The organism is Paenibacillus sp. J22R98 (assembly GCF_059383835.1).
In genome coordinates this window covers 281,932-302,432 of the sequence record NZ_JBXENW010000002.1, presented here as the reverse complement: position 1 = coordinate 302,432, position 20,501 = coordinate 281,932, and the positions used below count along the sequence as shown (strand labels likewise).

The 20,501-nt window shown below is 51.5% G+C and carries 17 protein-coding genes; 2 read left to right on the top strand and 15 right to left on the bottom strand.

Annotated elements, in window-relative coordinates:
* Window positions 1–334: 334 nt before the first annotated feature.
* Window positions 335–1,114, bottom strand: coding sequence for a phytanoyl-CoA dioxygenase family protein (locus tag AC50Y3_RS07020; RefSeq protein WP_091222056.1), 780 nt, complete (start codon window positions 1,112–1,114; stop codon window positions 335–337).
* 144 nt (window positions 1,115–1,258) lie between these two features.
* Between AC50Y3_RS07020 and AC50Y3_RS07015 the strand changes: the two genes are divergently transcribed.
* Entirely contained in the window at window positions 1,259–2,146 is an 888-nt protein-coding gene (locus AC50Y3_RS07015; protein ID WP_494818058.1) for an AraC family transcriptional regulator, read from the top strand.
* Between the two features lie 56 nt (window positions 2,147–2,202).
* Here AC50Y3_RS07015 and AC50Y3_RS07010 read toward each other — a convergent pair whose 3' ends face one another.
* The 4 genes from AC50Y3_RS07010 to AC50Y3_RS06995 form a co-directional block, all read right to left on the bottom strand.
* Window positions 2,203–2,955: a response regulator transcription factor gene (locus AC50Y3_RS07010; RefSeq protein WP_494818057.1), complete on the bottom strand. Its 753-nt coding sequence runs from the start codon at window positions 2,953–2,955 to the stop codon at window positions 2,203–2,205.
* 32 nt (window positions 2,956–2,987) lie between these two features.
* Window positions 2,988–3,818, bottom strand: coding sequence for a carbohydrate ABC transporter permease (locus AC50Y3_RS07005; protein ID WP_494818056.1), 831 nt, complete (start codon window positions 3,816–3,818; stop codon window positions 2,988–2,990).
* Between the two features lie 2 nt (window positions 3,819–3,820).
* Window positions 3,821–4,705 carry a carbohydrate ABC transporter permease gene (locus AC50Y3_RS07000; protein WP_494818055.1) on the bottom strand — a complete coding sequence of 295 codons (885 nt, stop codon included), beginning with the start codon at window positions 4,703–4,705 and terminating at the stop codon, window positions 3,821–3,823.
* Between the two features lie 101 nt (window positions 4,706–4,806).
* Window positions 4,807–6,165, bottom strand: a complete 1,359-nt coding sequence (locus tag AC50Y3_RS06995) for an ABC transporter substrate-binding protein (RefSeq protein WP_494818054.1) — start codon at window positions 6,163–6,165, stop codon at window positions 4,807–4,809.
* Window positions 6,166–6,414: 249 nt separating this feature from the next.
* Here AC50Y3_RS06995 and AC50Y3_RS06990 point away from each other — a divergent pair, with 249 nt between their 5' ends.
* Window positions 6,415–7,341 (top strand): glycoside hydrolase family 113, encoded by a 927-nt coding sequence (locus AC50Y3_RS06990; RefSeq protein ID WP_494818602.1) that lies wholly within the window; start codon window positions 6,415–6,417, stop codon window positions 7,339–7,341.
* Window positions 7,342–7,713: 372 nt separating this feature from the next.
* On the opposite strand, the gene AC50Y3_RS06985 is transcribed toward AC50Y3_RS06990, so the two are convergent.
* The 10 genes from AC50Y3_RS06985 to AC50Y3_RS06940 all read right to left on the bottom strand — a co-directional run bounded on the left by AC50Y3_RS06985 (window position 7,714) and on the right by AC50Y3_RS06940 (window position 20,493).
* Window positions 7,714–9,090 carry a sugar phosphate nucleotidyltransferase gene (locus AC50Y3_RS06985; RefSeq protein ID WP_494818053.1) on the bottom strand — a complete coding sequence of 459 codons (1,377 nt, stop codon included), beginning with the start codon at window positions 9,088–9,090 and terminating at the stop codon, window positions 7,714–7,716.
* 36 nt (window positions 9,091–9,126) lie between these two features.
* Complete coding sequence (locus AC50Y3_RS06980; protein ID WP_494818052.1) at window positions 9,127–10,053, bottom strand: glycosyltransferase family 4 protein; 927 nt, start codon at window positions 10,051–10,053, stop codon at window positions 9,127–9,129.
* 182 nt (window positions 10,054–10,235) lie between these two features.
* The gene (locus tag AC50Y3_RS06975; RefSeq protein ID WP_494818051.1) at window positions 10,236–11,057 is read right to left on the bottom strand and encodes a DUF6492 family protein; all 822 of its coding nucleotides are present in this window, start codon (window positions 11,055–11,057) and stop codon (window positions 10,236–10,238) included.
* 150 nt (window positions 11,058–11,207) lie between these two features.
* On the bottom strand, window positions 11,208–12,038 hold the full coding sequence (locus AC50Y3_RS06970) for an ATP-binding cassette domain-containing protein (protein WP_494818050.1): 831 nt from the start codon (window positions 12,036–12,038) through the stop codon (window positions 11,208–11,210).
* Complete coding sequence (locus AC50Y3_RS06965) at window positions 12,008–12,805, bottom strand: ABC transporter permease subunit (RefSeq protein ID WP_494818049.1); 798 nt, start codon at window positions 12,803–12,805, stop codon at window positions 12,008–12,010. Before AC50Y3_RS06965 ends, AC50Y3_RS06970 begins: the two co-directional genes overlap by 31 nt.
* 12 nt (window positions 12,806–12,817) lie before the next feature.
* Window positions 12,818–13,963, bottom strand: a complete 1,146-nt coding sequence (gene ssuD / locus AC50Y3_RS06960; RefSeq protein ID WP_494818048.1) for an FMNH2-dependent alkanesulfonate monooxygenase — start codon at window positions 13,961–13,963, stop codon at window positions 12,818–12,820.
* A 35-nt stretch (window positions 13,964–13,998) separates the two neighbouring features.
* Window positions 13,999–15,024, bottom strand: a complete 1,026-nt coding sequence (locus tag AC50Y3_RS06955; RefSeq protein ID WP_494818047.1) for a sulfonate ABC transporter substrate-binding protein — start codon at window positions 15,022–15,024, stop codon at window positions 13,999–14,001.
* 883 nt (window positions 15,025–15,907) lie between these two features.
* The gene (locus AC50Y3_RS06950; protein WP_494818046.1) at window positions 15,908–17,683 is read right to left on the bottom strand and encodes an alpha-L-fucosidase; all 1,776 of its coding nucleotides are present in this window, start codon (window positions 17,681–17,683) and stop codon (window positions 15,908–15,910) included.
* A gap of 79 nt (window positions 17,684–17,762) precedes the next feature.
* On the bottom strand, window positions 17,763–19,508 hold the full coding sequence (locus tag AC50Y3_RS06945) for a type 2 periplasmic-binding domain-containing protein (protein ID WP_494818045.1): 1,746 nt from the start codon (window positions 19,506–19,508) through the stop codon (window positions 17,763–17,765).
* A gap of 76 nt (window positions 19,509–19,584) precedes the next feature.
* Window positions 19,585–20,493, bottom strand: coding sequence for a carbohydrate ABC transporter permease (locus tag AC50Y3_RS06940; protein ID WP_494818044.1), 909 nt, complete (start codon window positions 20,491–20,493; stop codon window positions 19,585–19,587).
* Between the last annotated feature and the right edge of the window lie 8 nt (window positions 20,494–20,501).

Genomic DNA, 20,501 nt, shown 5'->3' with positions numbered 1-20,501 from the left:
TTAGTGACATATCCGCTTATGCGATATGAGGTAGTTGGGTTCGTGGGTTCGTGGATTAGCAAGTAGACAGGGTTGGATGAGTGGCCGGGGGCGCGGGGCTGAACGGTTTATAGGGGCGGTTAGCAGGGTTGTGGGGGTTCGCGAGGTTCACAGGGTTCGCGGGGGGGTTTGTGGGGGTTCGCAGGGGTTCGCAGGGGTTCGCTGGGTTCGCTGGGTTTGCGGGGGTTGCACGGTTTGCGCATAACCAAGGGTTCGCGGCTTGCAACGCTCGAAATTCAAACGAGCTAAAACAAAAACAAAAAGCCGGACAGGATCGCCCCTGTCCGGCTACTTTTTAGATGGAGATAACCGAGTATTCCGGTCTAGCTTTATTGAAGTTTGGATTCTCGCCGCATACCATGAGGCCCATGCCCCAGTTGATATGCTCTTGTTTGGATGGGAAGTCGGTTGCGCTGCGGTACTGGAACAGCACGTTGCGGCGAGTGCGCTCGCTGCGGTTTGCCGGTGAGCCGTGGATGGTCAAGTAGTTGAAGAACAGCACATCGCCTGCTTCTGCTACACATGGCACACCATCGGATACCGGATATTCCTTCGCGTTCAGGTAATGTCTGCCCATATGCGGCAGCTCGCCCCATTTGTGCGAACCTGGCATAACGTGCAAGCAGCCGTTTTCCAAGTCTGCATCGTCGAGATGAACGCTTGCAGCCAGCATCGTATGCTGCTCATGCGGGAAGTACGGGTGATCCTGGTGCATAGGGAACGCGGCACCGTTTTCCGGCGGCTTCACCAGCATTTTGGAATGGTGCAGTTGAACGTTTGGTCCAATAATTTGCGACAGCACATCCGTCATGTTCGGGTGCGACAAAGCGCGAAGGAAGGAAGCATCATGGTAATGCACATCATGGAACCCTTTCAGAACGAGCTTCTTCAATTCTTCTGCCGGCAGGAAGTCACCTTGCCATTGTGCATTGTGATCCATATTCGCTCTTGCTGCGCGATCGATAATACCGTCCACCGCTTTACGCATCTGTACGATTTCTTCTTTGTTGAATACGCCTTTCACAAGCAAGTAACCATTTTCTTTGTAAAATTCTACATCCTGAGCTGTAATCATGCTACAATCCCCCTAAGAGTGTATTCGCTTTCCTATGACCTTATTGTAGTAGAATCAAGGGGTTTCGGTCTTTAGCCGTTGAAGCCAGCTTTTTGTCTTTTCACGCCATTCCAATATCAATCTGCACGGAGGTGCCTGTTTGTCATGTATCTGTGGGAAGAAAGCGACACTTGGCTGAATCAATACGCCTTGCGGCTTAAAACAGCCGATGCGGTATTTACCGTTCATTACTGGGGCGTGCACGAGCGCCACACTTCCAATTTTCTGCATAAGCATTCCTTCTTCGAAATTTGCTATGTACTTGGCGGTAAAGGCTCCTATCTCGACGATGGCATCACCTACCCTTTGCAAAAGGGGACGATGTTCTGCTCACGCCCCGGCATCACGCACTTCATCCAAGGGGAGCCGGAGAACAGCCTGCTCTTCGTCGCCTTCGAGCTCGACGAGAAAGGAAGCTCTGATGCGATACGCGGCGCCTTCCAAGCGCTGGCGGAAACGGAAACCTGCGTCGTCCAAAACACCGACGATATGCCTGCCGCCGAGCTGTGGCGGTCGCTGCTGAGACGCCCCGGAGATTCGCCCTCTTTGCCGGATTCCGTGCTCCCTCAGCTAGCAGCGTCGCTTCTGCTTGCCTTCCCCGGCGTGTTCTGCAAGCCGTTGATGCAGCCGAGCAATATGCCGGCGATGCCGCGCCGGAGCTGGGCTGCACTGCTGAAGCAAGCGAAGCTCTTCATCACGGATAATTTAAACGATGATGAGCTGTCGCTCGACAAGGTCGCAGCCCAGATCAATCTATCGCCGCGCCACCTGTCCCGCCTATTCTCTTCCGGTGTCAATGAATCCTACACCAATTACGTCCGCCAACAACGCGTTCGCAGGGCGGCCGAGCTGTTACGATACTCGGAGCTTACAATTAAGGAAATCGCTGAGCGCACCGGCTTCGGCTCCGTCCATTACTTCACGCGCACCTTCCACTCGCTCATGCATGTCACACCGGCCAAATTCCGCGATGACTCGCGCTCCCATGACTAAAGAAGGCTAGCCGAACTCAATCGTCCGGCTAGCCTCAACTCTACTACCATCGCCCCCTAAGGCCAGCGATGTTTATCTTTATAATCCTTCGGCGTCACGCCGACCATTTTCTTAAACAGTTTATTGAAGTAAACCGGGTCGCTATAGCCGACCAGATGCGAAATCTCGTAATTCTTCAAATGCGGATGATCGGCCAGAAACTGCTTCGCCTTCTCAATTCGGAGCTGAATCAAGTAGTCCGTAATCGTCATCGACGTCTTGTGCTTGAACAGCCTGCTAATGTAGCTCGCGTTCATGCCAACACTGTCAGCCAGCCGCTCCAGCTCGAAGTTCTTATCATATTCCCGATCCAGAATATCCTTCATCTGTTCAATAATATAATGGTCGCTTTCCAGCTGCGCACCGTCTTCCACCGAAGCCTCGCTGACAGCGCTCTTCTCCAAGCGGATTTTGCCGAGCAAGTCGAACAATGCACTCTTATCCACCGGCTTCAGCAAGTAGTCTCTAACCCCAAACCGCAGCGCAGACCGCGCATATTCAAAATCGCTGAAGCCACTCAGAATAATGATGGTGATGTTCTTATATTTCTCCCGCACAAGCTCGCTCAGCTTCAGCCCGTCCATCATCGGCATCTTAATATCCGTAATGAGCACATCCGGCTCTTGGCTCTCATGCCCCAGCAGGAAATTCCATGCCTCCTGACCGTTGCTGAAGGAACCGATCACATCATGCGTTTCATCGCTCTTCGAAATGATTTTCTCGAGGCCAAGACGGATGAACTGCTCGTCGTCCACGATCATGATTTTCATGTCTTTTCCTCACCGCCCAAGCGAAAGTAGCCTTATTTTACCGCACCGCTCGTCACGCCGGCAAAAATATATTTCTGCAGGAACAAGTAAAGCAGCGAAGTCGGAATCATGATGATGATGATAGCCGCCGAGATGCTCTGCCAATCTCCGCTATTTACGCCGAAGAATCGCATTAACGAGGTCGATACAACGACCAGCTCAGGCGTCGGCATATATAAGAATGGCGTGTATATATCGTTATAAATGCTGATCGTCTTCAGAATCACGATCGTCGCCGTCGCAGGTGCCAGCAGCGGGAAAATAATCGTCGTATAGATTTTGAACAACGAAGCGCCTTCGATCATCGCACTCTCATCCAGCTCATACGGCACATTGCGAATGAACTGCAGATAGATGTAGATTTGCAAAATATCAGCGCCAATATAGATCAGCATCGGACCCATCAGGTTGTTCGTCAGATGCATCGATTGGATCGTCTTGAAGTTCACGACCTGCGTCGTAATCGAAGGAATGACCGTCGCCATCAGAAACAGACCGACGAGGAACCCTTTGAACTTGAACGTAAACCGCCCAACCGCGTAACAGAACGCCGAGCCGAGCACGATGTTCAGAATCAGCGTAACCGCAACAATAACCAGTGTATTGCCAAAAGCCTTCGTCATATTCGCCTGCTGGAACGCATGCACGAAATTGCCGAAATGGAAGAACGAATCCGGCAAGGACATCGTCGACTTCGTTTGGAACTCTTCCTTCGTCTTGAAGGCATTTACGATAATGACGTAAGGCGGGAATACGATCATGAAAGCCGCGAACAGCAGCGTCAAATATTTCACTGTCGATGCAATAGGATTCTGCGTGCGCATGTCTAGTCCCCTCCTTTGCTGAAGAGCAGACGCTGAATCGATAGGACAAGCACTACTATTAATAGAAGCACGACGCTCATCGCCGATGCCAAGCCGTAATTATTGAATTGGAACGCCGTTGCAATGATTTTGAACACATAGGTCTCGCTCGCGCCTGCCGGCCCGCCGTTCGTTAGCACAAACGGAAGGTCAAATACCTCAAGTGCTCCGGTGACGGTGAGGAAGAGGTTAAGCTCGATGATTTTATAAATATTAGGCAAGGTAATGAAGAGAAATTGCTTCCAAGAGTTCGCTCCGTCGATTTGAGCCGCTTCGTACAGATCCGATGGAATGGACTGCAGCGCCGCCAAATAGATGACCATGTTAAAGCCCATAAACCGCCAGAAGCCGATCGAAGCCAGCGTGTAGTTGACGAAGGATTCACTGCCGAGCCAGCTGGTTTCACCACTTAGGCCAATCGCAGCAAGCAGCGTATTAAGCGAGCCTTGCGTCGTGTCAAACACATAACCAAACAGGTATGCCACCGCAACGCCGTTTAGGATATATGGTAAAAAGAGCAGCAGTCTGAAGAAATATCGTCCCTTCAGCTTGCCGTTCAAGACGATTGCAAAGTAAATGGCTGCGATATTCTGCACGATCCCTACAGCGAAATAGGCAAAATTGTGCTTAAACACGCCGAAGATATCGGGGTCGGTGAAAACTTCCTTGTAATTGTCCCAGCCGATCCATTCTTTATCCGGGCTCAGTCCGTCCCAGCTCGTGAAGCTAAGATGAAACAGCTCCAAGGTCGGATAATAGGAGAAGGTCAGCAGCAGCAGCAGCGGTATGATCGTGAAGGAGGTAATGATAATGATGCGCTGTTTCTTAAAGGATAGGTTGCTTAGCATGATGCGATCATTCCTTTCTGCATTTCACCTTGTGGAGGGAAGCCCTCCCCTCGAACCCGAGAGAGCCGTTCCACCTTGGTAAAATCGCCCTAGCTTATCGATTATTTCACGATTTGTTTCTTCGCTTTCGCCCACTCTGCGTTCACTTTATCCAGTACAGCCTGCGGGTTTTTGGAGAGAACGAACTCTTGAAGAATGGCATCTTGATCGATTTGCGCTTTATTCAGAATTTGCGTCGCTACGTCGTCACCGGCTACAGCTTCAAAATAAGTCGGGTTGTACGTGTTGAATTCTGCCAGCTGCGCAAGCTTCGGTTGTTTGTCCTTCAAAGTCGGAATGAAGCCTGCGAATTCATCGTAGCCGGACTCCTCGATCATCCATTGCACGAACGCTTTGGCTGCTTCCACGTTGCCGTCTTTATTGACGCCATAGAACCAATCCGGGTTAAGCGGTGCTTTTGCTTGACCGGAGTTGTCGGCAGGGAATGGGAAGAACCCTACATCAGACGCCGGTGCGCCGGCATCGATCACTTGGTTAATCACCCAGTTACCCAGCAGGTACATGGCAAAGTTGCCTTGGGCTACATCCTTCTTGGACTGCTCCCAGTTCGTGGAGTTCACGTCCTTCTCCAGGAATCCTTTCTCTTTCAGCTCGCGGATGATGCTCCACGATTTGCCGTAAACGTTGTCCATTGTGAATGGCGTATCCGTGTCTTTACGTTTGTTCTGGTGATCTGCAGCTCCGCCGATAATGGTCGGTACATCGCCGGACCAAGCGCCAAGCGGCCATTTATCCTTGAAGTTCGATGCGAGCGGCACGATGCCGGCATCCTTCAGCTTTTGGCAGGCTGCCAGGAATTCATCGTATGTTTTCGGAATGGCCGTAACGCCTGCTTTCTCAAAAGCTTTCTTGTTGTACACAATCCCCACCGTGCTGTTGCCGGAGGAAATCCCGTATGATTTGCCTTCGAAGGATTTGAAGTCTTTGAAGTAGATGTCGCCGGAGAACTTGATATCATCCAGCGGTGCAAAATATTTCGGATAATCGGAGTTTGGAATCAATCCGCCGAGCAGCACTACATCCGGGTAAGTACCGGAAGCGATGCGGATTTTCTCGTTTTTCTCATAGTCGGTAATGGCTTCGAATTGCAGGTCTACGCCAGGGTACTTCGCTTCGAACCGTTTCTCGTAATCGTTGTACTCCTTGTCTACCATATCTGTACGGTTCGTTAGGAACACGACTTTACCGCTCAGCTCTTTCGTTTCTCCGCCTTCGTTCGTCGCTGCCGCATTGTCCGTGATTGCATCGTTTGTAGCCGCCGCGTTATTCGTAGTGTCTGCGTTTGCCGTGTCCGCTGCCGCATTCGCGTTCGTGTTTGCGCTTTCATTATTGCTGCCGCAAGCAGCCAGTGAGGTGACGAGAAGAAGTGAAATCATCGTGTACGAGATCGTTTTTTTCATTTGTTGTTCCCCCTGTTTCGATTATGATATCGCTTACATGTGTAACTATAAGCCAATCGCGAAGGGGGTAAAATGGTTTCAATTGTGATTTGTAGTCTTCAATTGACTTTATGGTTTGCGCCCATAAATGGCTATTGACTGCACTCCCCCGCATTTGTTTTACTGGAGCAATGAAGCAGGAACGATCATCCTGCGTAATGAGATGGGGGCTGAGACGGCGTGCAGAAATCGACGAACTACTATGGTGGCATGACTTGGGGCTGGACCGGAATTAGAGGAACATGGAAGACTGAGCAGGCGGAACGCTCGATGGAGCTGATGCAAGAAGGGCTGGCCGTCAACTGGACGGCAATCACTTTCGCGGCGCTGCAGGCACATCCGCAGGCAACGGAAATTAAGTATGGGGATGCGCCTACCGTGACGGATGAAGAAGTTCGCTGGGCCATCGAGAAAGCAAAATCGCTTGGTCTGCAAGTCTGCCTGAAGCCGGTCGTCAATTGCGCGAACGGCACTTGGCGCGCACATATTAACTTCTTCGATGTGGATGTCCCATGCGAGCCGAAGTGGTCGGAGTGGTTCGCTTCGTATACCCGTTTCATGCTCCATTACGCGCAGATCGCAGAAGAAACCGGCTGCGAGATGCTCTGCGTCGGATGCGAAATGGTGCAAACGGATCGGCGGGCTGCGGAGTGGCGCGCATTGATAGCGGAGGTAAGACGTGTCTACTCCGGCGTCATTACGTACAACTGCGACAAATACCAAGAGAATCAAGTGAGCTGGTGGGATGCGGTGGATGTTATTTCGTCCAGCGGCTACTATCCGATCGACACTTGGGAGGAGCAGCTTGATCGGATCGAAGGTGTCGTGAAGAAGCACGGCAAGCCGTTTATGTTCATGGAAGCAGGCTGTCCAAGCCGCGAAGGCTCGCAGCATCTGCCGAACGATTGGGGCTTGCCGGGCGAAGCAAGCGAGGATGTTCAAGCGTGCTATTACGAAGCTATGTTCAGCCACTGCGGCAAGCGGGACTGGGTCGAGGGCTTCATGCTATGGGATTGGCCGGCTAAGCTGTACATGCCGGAGGACGCAGCGGCTAATAAGGACTACTGTATGTACGGCAAGAAGGCCGAGGCTATCGTCCGGGACTACTATAGTGCGAAGACGGCTATATTTAGCTGATGTGAATGGGGGGCCACTTGTGGCTCCCTTTTGCTTCATGAGTCTAGTGGTGATTGGCGATGCCACAGCGGCGATTTCACGCTAACGAACCGTACAGGTCTTATTTCATTAAAATAACCGGTTTTGAAATTTTAACGAACCATACGGGCCTTATTGGGCGGCAAATCCCCCATTATTACTCCGATTCCTCGCAATAAGACCTCCACGGTTCGTTAGATCCGAAAACCTGCTATTTTCGCCCGAATAAGGCCCCTACGATTCGTTAGAGGATAACCACAGCAACGGAGCAGCCTTACTTAAGCATAGCAATCTCGTTTCTAAGTCAGTGCCCCACCTTGCTAGTCGCCTACCGCGCCAACCAGTTGCTCTCACTCATCCCTTCTTGCAATACTGAACTATCTCTTCCCAGGTCACGGCGAGCCGCAGGATGTCTGTATCAACGAGCTCCGTCCCGATCTGGATTTCAATATATTCCAGCGCCGTAGCTGCTTTGATGGCATGTTTGGCCCCGGCAGCAATTTGCAGTACATCCCCGGTCTGAATAGGCGTACTTACGCCTTCCAAGATGAACTCTCCATGACCGGAAATAATCGTCCAGATCTCTTGCCGCTTCTGATGCGAATGATAGCTTGTATGTTTCCCGGGCAGCAACTCTACTTTCTTCGTTAACGTTTCCAGCAGACTGCCGTCCTTCTTCGACTGATCCAATACGCGATAGGTTCCCCATCTTTTCTCCCCGTACATCGGCTGCTGCCGGCTGCTCCGCAGCTTCTTAATTTGGTTGGATTTGTCCTTATTGGCGACGAGAATCCCATCTGCGCTGGCGGCTACGATAATATTCGAAACACCCACAACATGAATCGGATAGGTAAGCTCGTTGACCAAATGCGTATGCTCGCAATCGCTGGAGATCTCCCCCAGACCAAGTACACTGCTTCCAAAATAGTTCGGCAGCACGCTCCAATCACCTAAGTCCTTCCACATGTTCCCGTATTGGAGGGCGACGACCGGCTGCGTTTTCTCCACGATCTCGACATCGAAGCTCGCTTCGGGCAGTTGCTCGTAGCAGCCCAGCAGCTCGTCGTAATCGATCGGCAAGCCTCTGCTCTGCAGACTGGAAAGCATAAATGACAATGGAAAAGCGAACACGCCGCAGTTCCACATGGCATGGCTGCTGATGAGGCGCAGCGCGTTCTCTTCATCCGGTTTCTCCACGAAATGGGCGACTTCCAAGTAGTCCTTCTGCGTTGACTCTTGCTGCGGCACAGGCACAATGTAGCCGAATTGGCTGGAGGGATGATTCGGAGTTGTTCCAAGCAGAGCCAGCTCCGAACCCGACTGCTTGAGGATCTCAGGAAACCGGCTCAGCAAGTGGAAGAAATCCGACTCGGCAAATAAATCCGCCGGTATTACGCAGATCGTTTCATCCGGAGCCGCCTGCTGCTTGGCATGCAAATAACTCACGGCTAAAGCAACTGCCGTGAAGGTGCCCCTCCGATGAGGCTCAGCGATGAATGGGACTTCATCACCGATATGATTATTCATAATTTCCGCTTGGCTCTGATGCGCGACAATCGAGGTTTGAGGAAGTAAACCCGCTTCCTCCAATTGCCGGCAAATTCGCTGAATCATCGATTCCATGCCGCCATCCTTCGAGGGCAGAAGCTTTAGAAATATTTTCGAACGAATCTCATTCGATAACGGCCAGAGTCTTTTACCGGAACCGCCGCCAAGCAGAACAATCCGCACGTCTATTCCTCCCCCTCGAATTAGTAGAAGCCGCGATCATTTTCTTTTCTTCCGGATAACCTGTTCAACCACTCTCTTCATCGTACGGCCTGCACGATCCCAAGATTGCTTAAGCACATCCTGCCGCGCACGCCGCCCTTTCTTCTTACATAGTCCAGGATGACGGTACGCTGCTCTCATCTGTCTTCTCAAGCTGCCGATATCGACTTCCGCCCAGCTCTGCCCCTTCCCCGCAAACAGCTTACGAAACGAACGGGCTATGGATGACTTCCGATTCATGCTGCTGGTCGGATGCCGCAGTTTATAAGTAATGAAATAGGAGTTCCCTCTGGTTAAGAAGTCCATATGTCCGCCCCAGCCGGTTGCGATTACGGGAATACCGCTGGCTAATGCTTCTAAGAACGGCAAACCGACACCTTCTCCTCGGGTAGGAAGCACAAAAGCATCACCGCGCGTATAAATCCCTCTCAGTTTCATCGGGCTCAGATGCCTCGCTATGAGCTTAACCGGTGCTGTTTTCTTGCGGATGCCAAGCCTTTTTTTGTAGGTTTGTATACGGCCCCGGATCCATCTCTCGTTCTCATAGCGTGCATAACCGTTTGTTTTGATGATTAGCAGTACTTTGTCTGCGGAGGAGAACTCCTCCCAATAAGCCCTCAACAGTGCCTCTGGATTTTTACGATGCTGAAAGCCGAATACGGAAACAAATACAAATGTCCCTTTTGCGTTTGGCAGGGGCAGCTTCTTATTCCCCGGATTGAATATTCGAGCATTCACGCCATGAGGAACAATGAATATAGGCACCTTCACGCCACTAGCAATTAAAGCCCGCTTGTTCTGGAGCGAAGGGACGCACACCGCATCGGCTTTATTAAGAGGCGCCCGCCATTGAACAGGGATACGAGTCGTCTCCCAGACTGTATTCATGATAATTACGTTGTAATTCTTTCTTTCCTTCTTCACGTGAAGTGAATTCGGGGCGTGATGATAGATGAGGACTCTGGGGCGTTTGCGCGATCCCTTCCTCGCTGTCCCAACGGAGACAGAAACCCCTTGCCGTCTCAATGCTCGAATATACTCTCTGCTTGCAATCCCTAGACCCGAAGCTCTCTTTACAGGTCCTTTCCAAATGACCTGATAAGGAGTCATCTTCGCTTCCCGGCTGCTTTCCTCGAATAGCCTTTCCGTTTATGAAAAGAGAGCGAGCGATAGCTCTTTGCCAGCCTCTTCATTTGTTTAGGTGTCATTCGCGCAATACTCGTCGATAAACTCTTGTTCAGCGCCTTCCTGCGAGCAATCCCGCCCGGGTTCTGAGCATACAGGAAGTTGCCGTAGGTTTCGAATTCAGAGAAGGCAAACTGTTTTGTTTTGTCCATCTTCCGGAGTATCGCCGAGTACCAGCTCATCCCGTGTTTCGCTGCAATGGTCCGTTTCAATTGCCGCAGCTTTGTTTTCTCAAACAGCATATAGTGGGCAACGAAGGAAGTCGGTGAAGCAGCACGCTTTCCCATAAGCTTGCGATAGGTTCGGAAATATTCAGGCTGACTCCAACTGCGGGTATAGAACAGTGTCTTCTTGCCCGTTCGGAACACATGAGGCCGGATTAAGATGGTGTCTGCGTCGATAACCAGGAAGTACTTCGAGGTACATAATCTGTCCCCGCCCATTTTCAATAATTGCTGAAACATCCATCCTGACCGTTCCCACTTCTTGGAGCGATAGTTGATGTTTCGTTTCGTGATCGGGAGGACCGTATTCTCGTTGACGAACGTGCATCTCTTGCGTTTGCACAGATTCCGCATTCGTTCCCGGTTCGGAGCTACGATCATAAAGCGGCCAATGGGATGCTTTACCTGTTTACGCACAGCATCAATCACGTAGGGCAGCGTCGATAAATCCTTCTCGATTGCCGGGATCAGGACATCTATTCGGGCGTTGCTAGCTCTGCTCTTGATAGGGGCTGACATCGCTTCATCTCCATTTAGCAAGTAATGAGATCATGATATGCTCGCAGGGGATAAAAGGACTAGGCACCCCCATGACAGCCATCCCCTCCAGACAATAAAAAAACTGACCAAGGGAGTTTGCGCTCCATCATTGGTCAGTTCGTTGTAGGGTTAGATCGAGAATCCGTTGCGATCGCCATCCGGCGGCCGCCTCGCAAGTACGCGATTTAATATGGTGTTCTCATAGTGGGTAAACCCACTGTCCTTCTCGCGCGGGCGTGCCAAGGCAATGGGGACATCCTGTGCAATGGTGCCGTTCTCCACCAGTACCACTCGATCGGCGAGAGCGACGGCCTCACTGACGTCATGGGTTACGAGAACGGCCGTGAACCGTCTCTCCCTCCACAGCCGCTCGATCAGCTGCTGCATCTCGATTCGAGTGAGCGCATCGAGCGCGCCAAGCGGTTCATCAAGCAGCAGCAGACTCGGATCTCCGACGAGCGCTCTAGCCAGCGAAACGCGCTGCTTTTGACCACCTGAAAGCACAGACGGCCACTCTTTCGCACGATCAGCGAGTCCAACGAGTTCAAGCGCATCCATCGCTTTGCGGCGATCGCCGCCCGGCACGCCAATCCGAACGTTATCGAGCACAGATTTCCAAGGCAGCAGCCTTGCGTCTTGGAACATTACGCGCACATCCGATCGGAGTCCGGAAGAGGCTGTTCCTGTACCGCCGAACGTGACCGATCCTTGCGATGCGACTTCCAAGCCGCCGAGCAGCCGCAGCAGCGTGCTCTTGCCACAGCCGCTTCTGCCCACAACGGCCAAGAATTGCCCGGATGGAATGGACAATACCAATTCTCTCAGAACGGCGAGATCGCCGAAGTGAACGCTCGCGCCACGGACGTCCACCTGAAGTCCACGATTCGCCTCGTGTACAATCAGCGGCGTCTTCGCTTCGGGTTCCTCGCTTATTTTCCTGGACGGAAGTGCGAATGCCATTTCAGCCAACTCCTCTCCATAAGCTTTGCCATCCAATCCGACAGCTTGCCTAGCAAAGCGTAGATGACGATGCTGAGCACGACGACATCCATCTGGAAAAATTCACGGGCATTCATGGCCATATAGCCAATGCCACTGTTCGAGGATATCGTTTCGGATACGATCAGCGTAATCCACATAATGCCGAGCGCGAATCGCAGCCCCACTAAGATAGACGGAAGCGCGCCCGGAAAAATAATCGTACGGAACAAGGAGTACCCTTTTAAACCATAGGTCCGCCCCATCTCGATTAAGCCGGGATCGATCGACCTTATGCCGTGGAGCGTATTCAGATAAATCGGAAAAGCCACTCCCAGTGCGACTAGAAAAATTTTACCTTGTTCGCCAATGCCAAACCAAGCGATGATCAGCGGAATAAGAGATAGATGCGGGATCGTGCGGATCATCTGGATACTGGAATCCGTAAGCTTTTCCGACAATGGAAGCAAGCCGTTCAGAATGGCCAGGACAAATCCGATGCCGCCGCCAATCGCAAAACCTATAAGTGCACGCCGTGTGCTGTCCCCAATATAAATGAACAAATCTCCGCTTCGCACGAGCTTAGCGCCTGCTTCAAGTACGGATAGCGGTGTCGGCAAGATGCGGGAGGATATCCAGCCCACGCTGCCTAGCCACTGCCACAGCACCACGACCAGGATCGGAATGACCCATTCAAGTCCTACGGATAGCGTTCTGGTTTTCCACTTGTTATCTGCTGGACTCTTCATTTGCTTCCCCTCCTAGCTAACCGGCGCTCGTTCCGACGGCTTGATCGAGTTCGCGATAAGCTCGCCGAACGGACTGGTCGAAGACGGGCCTTGCACCGTTGCCGCCCGGTTCAAGGGTAGCAGTGGGAATACCAGGTCAGCGAACTGGTACGCTTCTTCCAGATGCGGGTAACCCGACAGAATGAATGTATCAATACCGAGATTTGCATACTCCTGCATGAGCGCGGCCACTTCAGCGGGATTGCCTACTAGTGCTGTACCCGCTCCGCCTCGGACAAGACCAACACCTGCCCACAGGTTCGGATAAATTTCAAGATGGCTTCGATCTCCGCCATGAAGGCGCGTCATCCGCTGCTGCCCTTCCGAATCATAACGGGCAAACACCTTCTTGGCAGCTGCAATCGCTTCTTCGTCAACCTTGCTGATGAGGCGATCGGCTTCCTTCCAAGCTTCTTCAGACGTTTCACGAACGATGACATGAAGGCGAATGCCAAAACGAACCTCGCGGCCACGCTCAGCTGCCAACTTACGAACACGATCCAGCTTCTCAGCTACTTCTTGCGGGGGCTCGCCCCACGTCAGGTAGACATCGATATGGTCAGCTGCCACTTCCTGCGCAGCCGGTGATGATCCGCCGAAATAGAGCGGTGGATAAGGCTTTTGGACCGGAGGGTAGAGCACTTTGCCGCCTTCCACCTTAAGGTGGGTTCCTTCGTAATCGACCGTCTCTCCCGCAAGCTCCCTACGCCACACCTCAAGAAACTCCGATGTCAGATCGTAGCGTTCATCATGTCCGAGGAACAAACCGTCTGCCGCCAGCTCTACCGGGTCTCCCCCAGTGACGACATTGACGAGCAGTCTTCCTCCTGAAAGCCGATCGAAAGTAGCAGCCATTCTGGCCGATAAGGTCGGTGACATCAAGCCCGGTCTCAAGGCGACGAGAAACTTAAGTTTCTCCGTAGCCGAAATGAGCGAAGAAGCCACTACCCATGCATCCTCGCATGAGCTCCCTGTCGGCAGCAGCACACCGCCGTAGCCAAGTCGATCCGCTGCTTGCGCGATTTGCCTCATATACGTTGCATCAACGGCGCGCGCTCCTTCAGCAGAACCCAGATAACGCCCATCTCCATGTGTCGGAATAAACCAGAATACTTCCATTTCAATCACCCTTTCATCTACATTCAAATGTTCGATTATTTCAGTGTGGCATCCTTAACATTAATTTCTTTCGGGATCAGCTGCAGGTTGAAGAATGTATCGGCAATCTTCTGCTGCGCTTCGATAATGGCATCGTCGATCGGCGATATGCCATAATCTCTACGGCCAGATGCGAGCTCAAGCGATGGAATGTCGATGCCGAGCTGCGGCGATAGGAGTGCTGCCACTTCCTTCTGATTGGCTTTGGACCACTCGTCAACCTTGTTCAACTCGTCGATGAACGAATCGATCGCCGGTTTATTCGCTTCCGCGAACGAACGCGAAGCCAGATAGAATTCGATATTCGATACAAGACCCTCTCCATCTGTCAGAAGCTTCGCCCCGGTAGCCGTCTGAGCAGCAGCCAGGAACGGATCCCAGATGACCCAGGCATCTACGCTTCCATTCTCGAAAGCAACCCTAGCATCGCCGGGCTTCAAGAAGACCGTCGTAATATCCTTGTAGTCGACGCCAGCTTTCTCAAGTGCTTTAACTAGCAGATAGTGAACATTGGAGCCTTTGTTCAGGGCGATTTTCTTCCCTTTCAGGTCAGCAAGTGTAGCAATCTTGGAATCCTTGGGTACGATAATGCCCTCGCTCTTCGGGCTCACAGGTTCATGCGATAGATAGACGAGCGGCGTGTCAGCTGCCTGCGCGAAGATCGGCGGCGCTTCTCCGGTATGCCCGATGTCGATGCTGCCCACGTTGAGTGCTTCAAGCAATTGCGGTCCGCCCGGGAACTCCGTCCACGTCACTTTATAGCCTTCAGACTCAAATCGTTTCTCGAGCGTCCCTTTAGCTTTGAGAATATTAACCGTGCCGTATTTCTGATAGCCGATCCGAATTTCTTTGGAGGCTTTGGGGGCATCCGTTGTGGTCTCGGTGGACGCCGTCGTGGATTTGTTCCCTTCCGCAGCCCCGTTGGAATTGTTGTTGCCGCAAGCAGATAGGATAAGGACGAAGCTTAGAAGTGAGATCGTTAGCAGAGTGATGGCTCGAAACGATTTAGCGGTAGTTGTCATCTTTCAAAACCCCTTTTTTCTTGGATTCCAAACGAAAAACCGGAGGTTTCCCAATCCAATCTCCAAGAAGGAGTATCGGTCGGGAAACCTCCGGTTGTCCGGTAGGCTTCTTACTATTTGTTGTTGGTTTTATAATAAACACATTAATCCGATAAGTCAACTATGAATTGTGGATGGGGCAAGCCTTTTTTTGAAAAATCAGGATGATTGCAGGGGCAGGATCGTTGAAGGAGCAGGATCTAAAAAAATGGCCTGCGCCAGAATCTTAATCTTGGCAAATCGAATCTTGCGTGTCACAACGATGCTGCGAATTCTCATTCCTAATTCAGCGTTCCGCAACTCACATCCCGTGTGCCGCGAAAAGCTAACGAACCACAGAGGCCTTATATGTCCGGATTTCTCGCCTCCGAGAATCTAACGAACGGTAAAGGCCTTATTATGGCAAAACCGGCTCCAATTCACCCGTAATCCGCCGAATAGGACCTCCACGATTCGTTAGAATATTTCGAGCGCTATTTCGGGGCAAATAAGCCCCGTATGGTTCGTTAGAGTTTTCCACGAAAAGCTAACGAACCACAGAGGCCTTATATGTCCGGATTTCTCGCCTCCGAGAATCTAACGAACGATAGAGGCCTTATTATGGCAAAACCGGCTCCAATTCACCCGTAATCCGCCGAATAGGACCTCCACGATTCGTTAGAATATTTCGGGCGCTATTTCGGGGCAAATAAGCCCCGTACGGTTCGTTAGAGCATTTCGCAACTCGCGTCACGCGTGCGGAGTCGCTCAAATTGATCCTATACAGCAAGAAACCGAGCGCGTCTTCCACGCGTCTCGGTTCTCGCTTTTCCCGCTCTGCTCCTGCTACTCTCTCTACAAAAAATCAAACATGCACCAGCCGCAAACTAATCAGCTGGAACGTTTCCGTGCCGCCGTGATTGCTCAGCGCGGTCAGTCTGATATGCGTCGCCCCGCTGACCGGCTTGAAGGCAATCATCTGCATGCCGCGCTGATTGCGCAGCTCGCCGGATGCAATCGGTTCGCCCCAGTTTACGCCATCCCGGCTAACGTGGAGCTCATAACCCTTGAGCCGTTCGCCAATCGGAGCCGCGTAGCCCCCTTCAAGGACAGCACCGGTCTCGGGCTGCGTAATACAAAGCCCCATCCATTCGTATTCAGCCTCACCTGAAGTCACATGCAAGGTCAACGATTGCGGCCATGCCCGCATTGCCGGCCCCCTGAAGTAGGATTGATAGTTATCATTCAGCACATTAACAGCCGAGGCATACGGAAGCTCCGAGCTGGCCTTCGCATCAAGAAGCGCTGTTGGGACAAGGCGAACATGAGGGGCTGTCGACACTTTGATCACCAGATCTCCCTCAAGATGCACTGTTTCCCATGATGGAACGTCAATCATCAGATATCCATTCTTTTGCTCAAACGACAGCAGCTCCCCTGTTCTCAAATCTTCGGCTGCAAGCACATCATAGCCCGCATCATGCAAGGCCAGAACCTCACCTCTAGGCGGGGTAAGGACATGCAGATAATGCGTTTCCCCTCCGGGAACGACCGTTGTCACCCCATACGCGCCATCATTCCAATGCCCAGGCGGGAATCCGCCTTGATCATAGCCGCCTCCAACCGTACCGTAGATCGACGCCTCAGCCCAAGTCATGAAACGGTCAAAATGATCCGTGAAGCTGTCCAGCACCTCCGGAAATTCCCCGCCAATCTTCGGACCGTAGCCGAGATGCGCATTCCATGACGTACCTGCAACCGTAACGATCTTCTTCACAAGCGTTGCATTGTCCGGAACATTCGCATAGTTCTCCTCGAAGCCGCCCCAAGACGCGTTCCCTTCCCCCAAGTACCACCAATCCCATTTGGCCTTGAAGGCAAACTCCTTATCCCCCGGTCCAACCCATGTGCCGCTTGCCCAATCATAGTCCGGGTGGCATACCTTGCCGAAATCCTCCAGCGCCATGGCATCCTCATCCTCAACTGGCCCTTTGCTGAAATCATTGTTGATGAGAATGATGTCCTCCCGCTTCCGATGGAGTCTGGCAAACACCTCCTGCGCTTCGATCTTGTCATGATAGCCGTCGAACCAGAAGCCGGCCACGCGCGGATAACGATCCAGTAACTCTTCCATAACCTCGATGCTGTAAGCCAAATAGCCGTCACGAGCCGTAATATCAACCGTTTCATCCTTCTTATAGGACTGATAAGCATCCTTATCCAACCATTCGATGCCGCCGTGAATGGCGTTCTTCGAATCTCGGTTAATATACACGATAATTCGGATGCCTTCGGCCTCAGCCGCATCCAGCATCTCCTGCAAATAGTCGCGCCCCGTGCTCTGGCTCCCCGCCACATCCGATTGCCATATTTTCAAATAACCCTGCTGACAGTGAAAGGTAGCCAGCGTTATATACTTGGCACGCAGCTTAACAGCCGTACTGACCCACCGCTGCGCGTTCCAACCCGCTTCTTCCACAGCCTGATCGAAGGCCTCAACCGTTTCATAAATATAGCGAAAATCCGGTCCGAACGGATCTGTCTTATGCTCTCCCGTGTGCATGCCCCAGTGCAAAAACAAGCCAATACGCGCATCGCGGTACCACTGCTGCAAACGCTGATCTTTCGTCAATGTATCCATTCCGATTCCCTTCTCTCCCTTTCATCAAACGGGGCACATCGCCGCGTCATGCTTAGCGATGTGCCCCATGTGCGGCTAATTATTGATTGACTGCTGCTTTCGTGTCATCCCAAGCCTTCACCCACCAAGTGTTGGAGGTTTCGACGCCGTTAGATTTCAGATCATCCAATGTTTTTTGTTTGATCGCATCAAAGTCAGCATCGGAATCCGCCATAATCGCTTTTGCAACGGCTTTGATCATCAATTCTTTCAGTTTGGCATCGATTCTCGCAATATCATCCGGTGTGCTGGGAAGCGCGGCAGGAATGCGAGTATCCATGTTTTGCTGGTTGATCGACTTGCCGGCTTCCACGTTCTTGAGGAAGATTTCCGCCGGGAAGGATACGCCGTAATGATCGCTGAAATCCTTCGTAAGCGGATCAAGCAGACCGTTAAACGATTTCGCAGAGCTGAACAAATCCACTTCCGTCTTATCTTCCGGATTGATAACAAAGTTGCCCAACCCGTTATAAATCCCGGTTTGCGCGGCACGAACGCCCGTGTTTCTGAACGCATCGCCGTTCTCGATCTTCGCTTTGTTCATCGCATCGCTGATCGTCGGAACGCCTGATACCAAATCCCAATCCGTTCCTTTGACACCGCTGTAAGCCAGGCGCGAGCCTTCATAGGACCACAGATAGTTCAGCAGATCCATCGCGCGGTCCGGATGTTTGGAGTTCTTCGTTATACCGAGCGACTTGTCGAACCAACCCAATTGGTTGGCGCCATTCCATTGATGACCCCATTCCAGCGGGATTGTAGCATAGCCGACTGCGTTTGCATTGTTCTTGCCGTTGAAACCGCCGTTAAACCAGCTCGCAGGAGAGTAGAGAATCGAGCCGTTTGCCATTTTGGCGCTGAAGTCGCCGGATTGCATCGTTAAGGAGTCCGGATCAAGCAGCCCCATTTTTCTGGCTTTGTAGTAGAAGTTTACCGTTTTCCAAAGTGGTCCTTCTGTATCTGTAAAGTTGTTGACGAGCTCATTCGTATCGGATTTCACGACGTAGCCGTTATTGCCCCAATCGGCGTACCCGTACAAAATCGCCATTGGCATGTAGTAGCTCCACAATCCCCAGTCGTTCCACGCTGCCACACCGTAGGTTTTGTAGCCTTCCGGCGTCTTCGGATGCTTATCCTGCATTTGTTTAAGAATGTTAAGCAGTTCATCTTCACTTGTAATCGCAGGATAGCCCAGCTCTTTATAATAGTCCCATCTCGTAACCACGCCAAGGCTGGCTTCAAAACCCATCATATCGGGCCCGGAGTTGACCGGCATGAAGTACAGCTTGTTAGAGCCGTTACTGCGGAACTTTCTCATGAAATCTACGACTTCAGGTACGTTATTTAGCATATTTTGACCTTTTGTTTCGATCATGTCATCCATGGCAATAACTTGCCCGCCCTCGATAACACGCGCTTGATCCTCAGGCTTGAGCATGATGATGTCCGGGAGATCTCCCGAAGCAAGCAGCACCTTAATTTTCTCGTCTTCGGCGACTACCCACTCCACTGTGATGCCCAGTTTCTTCTGAATCTCTTTGCCGACTTCTGTTTCAGCAAACGGAACCGCAGGCGCTTGGTTGACCAGCATCGTAATCGTAACCGGCTCCGGCGCAGCCGCTTCCTTCGGCTCTTCCTTCGAATCTGAATTGGTTGTTCCCGCATTCGTCGAATCTGCAGTGTTCGAATTGGCATTGTTTGACCCCGAGCATGCAGCCGCTGAGAACAAGAACAACAAAGCGAGCATTGCCATCAAAGTACCCCTGATACCCTTTCTTCTCCTCACTTCGTTTCCTCCTAATTCAATATTGATTATCAGTACGCATCGTACCGGGTAATCCGTCCTTAGTCCTGCCTAGCCTTTAGCCTTTAATAGCGCCCATCATTATGCCTTTCACAAAATACCGCTGCATAAACGGATACACACAAAGTATCGGCAATGTGACCACCATCGTTATCGTCATGCGAACCGTTTGAGGCGTCATATAGACCGCGTTTGCACCGCCTCTATTAATCTCCATCCCGGATTGCCGCGATAGAGAGGATGCTTGAGTAATGTACTTATAGAGCTCATATTGCAGCGTCTGCAGGTGTTTATCGCTGACGAGGATGTAGTTATCGAACCAGTTGTTCCACTGATCGACTGCGGTAAATACTGCGATCGTAGCCAATATGGACGTGGAGATCGGCATAATGATTTTCCAATAAATCGTGAAGTAGCCGGCGCCGTCAATCTTAGCGGATTCCTCCAGCGACTTAGGCAGCTGTTCGATGTAGGTTTTGATCAGAATGATATAAAACACATTGATCGCACCAGGCACGATATAGAGCAGAAAGTTGTCATTGAGGTGCAGGTTCTTCATGAGCAAATACCAAGGAATCAGCCCCGCGTTGAAATAGAGCGTGATAACCAGAAATCGGTAGAAGAACTTCCGCATCGGGAACTGCTCGATCGTCATTAAGTAAGCAAACAGCGAGCACAGGAACGTAGTCAGGAGCGTGCCGAGAACAGTCCTTGAAACCGATATGAACGTTGCACTCAAGATGCCGTCAAACTCGAACACCTTGCTATAGGACACTAGCGTAAAACCTTTGGGAAACCAGGTGATCCCGGTCATCGCCTCTTGCGAGCCGCTGATGGAGTAGATGAAAATATAGTAGAACGGATAGATACACAGAAGCATAAACAGAGTGAGGATCGTATAATTCACAATTTGAAAGCCGATATTGGACATGCCCGATGATGATTTAATTGTGGTCAACGTTTTCATGCTCTCTC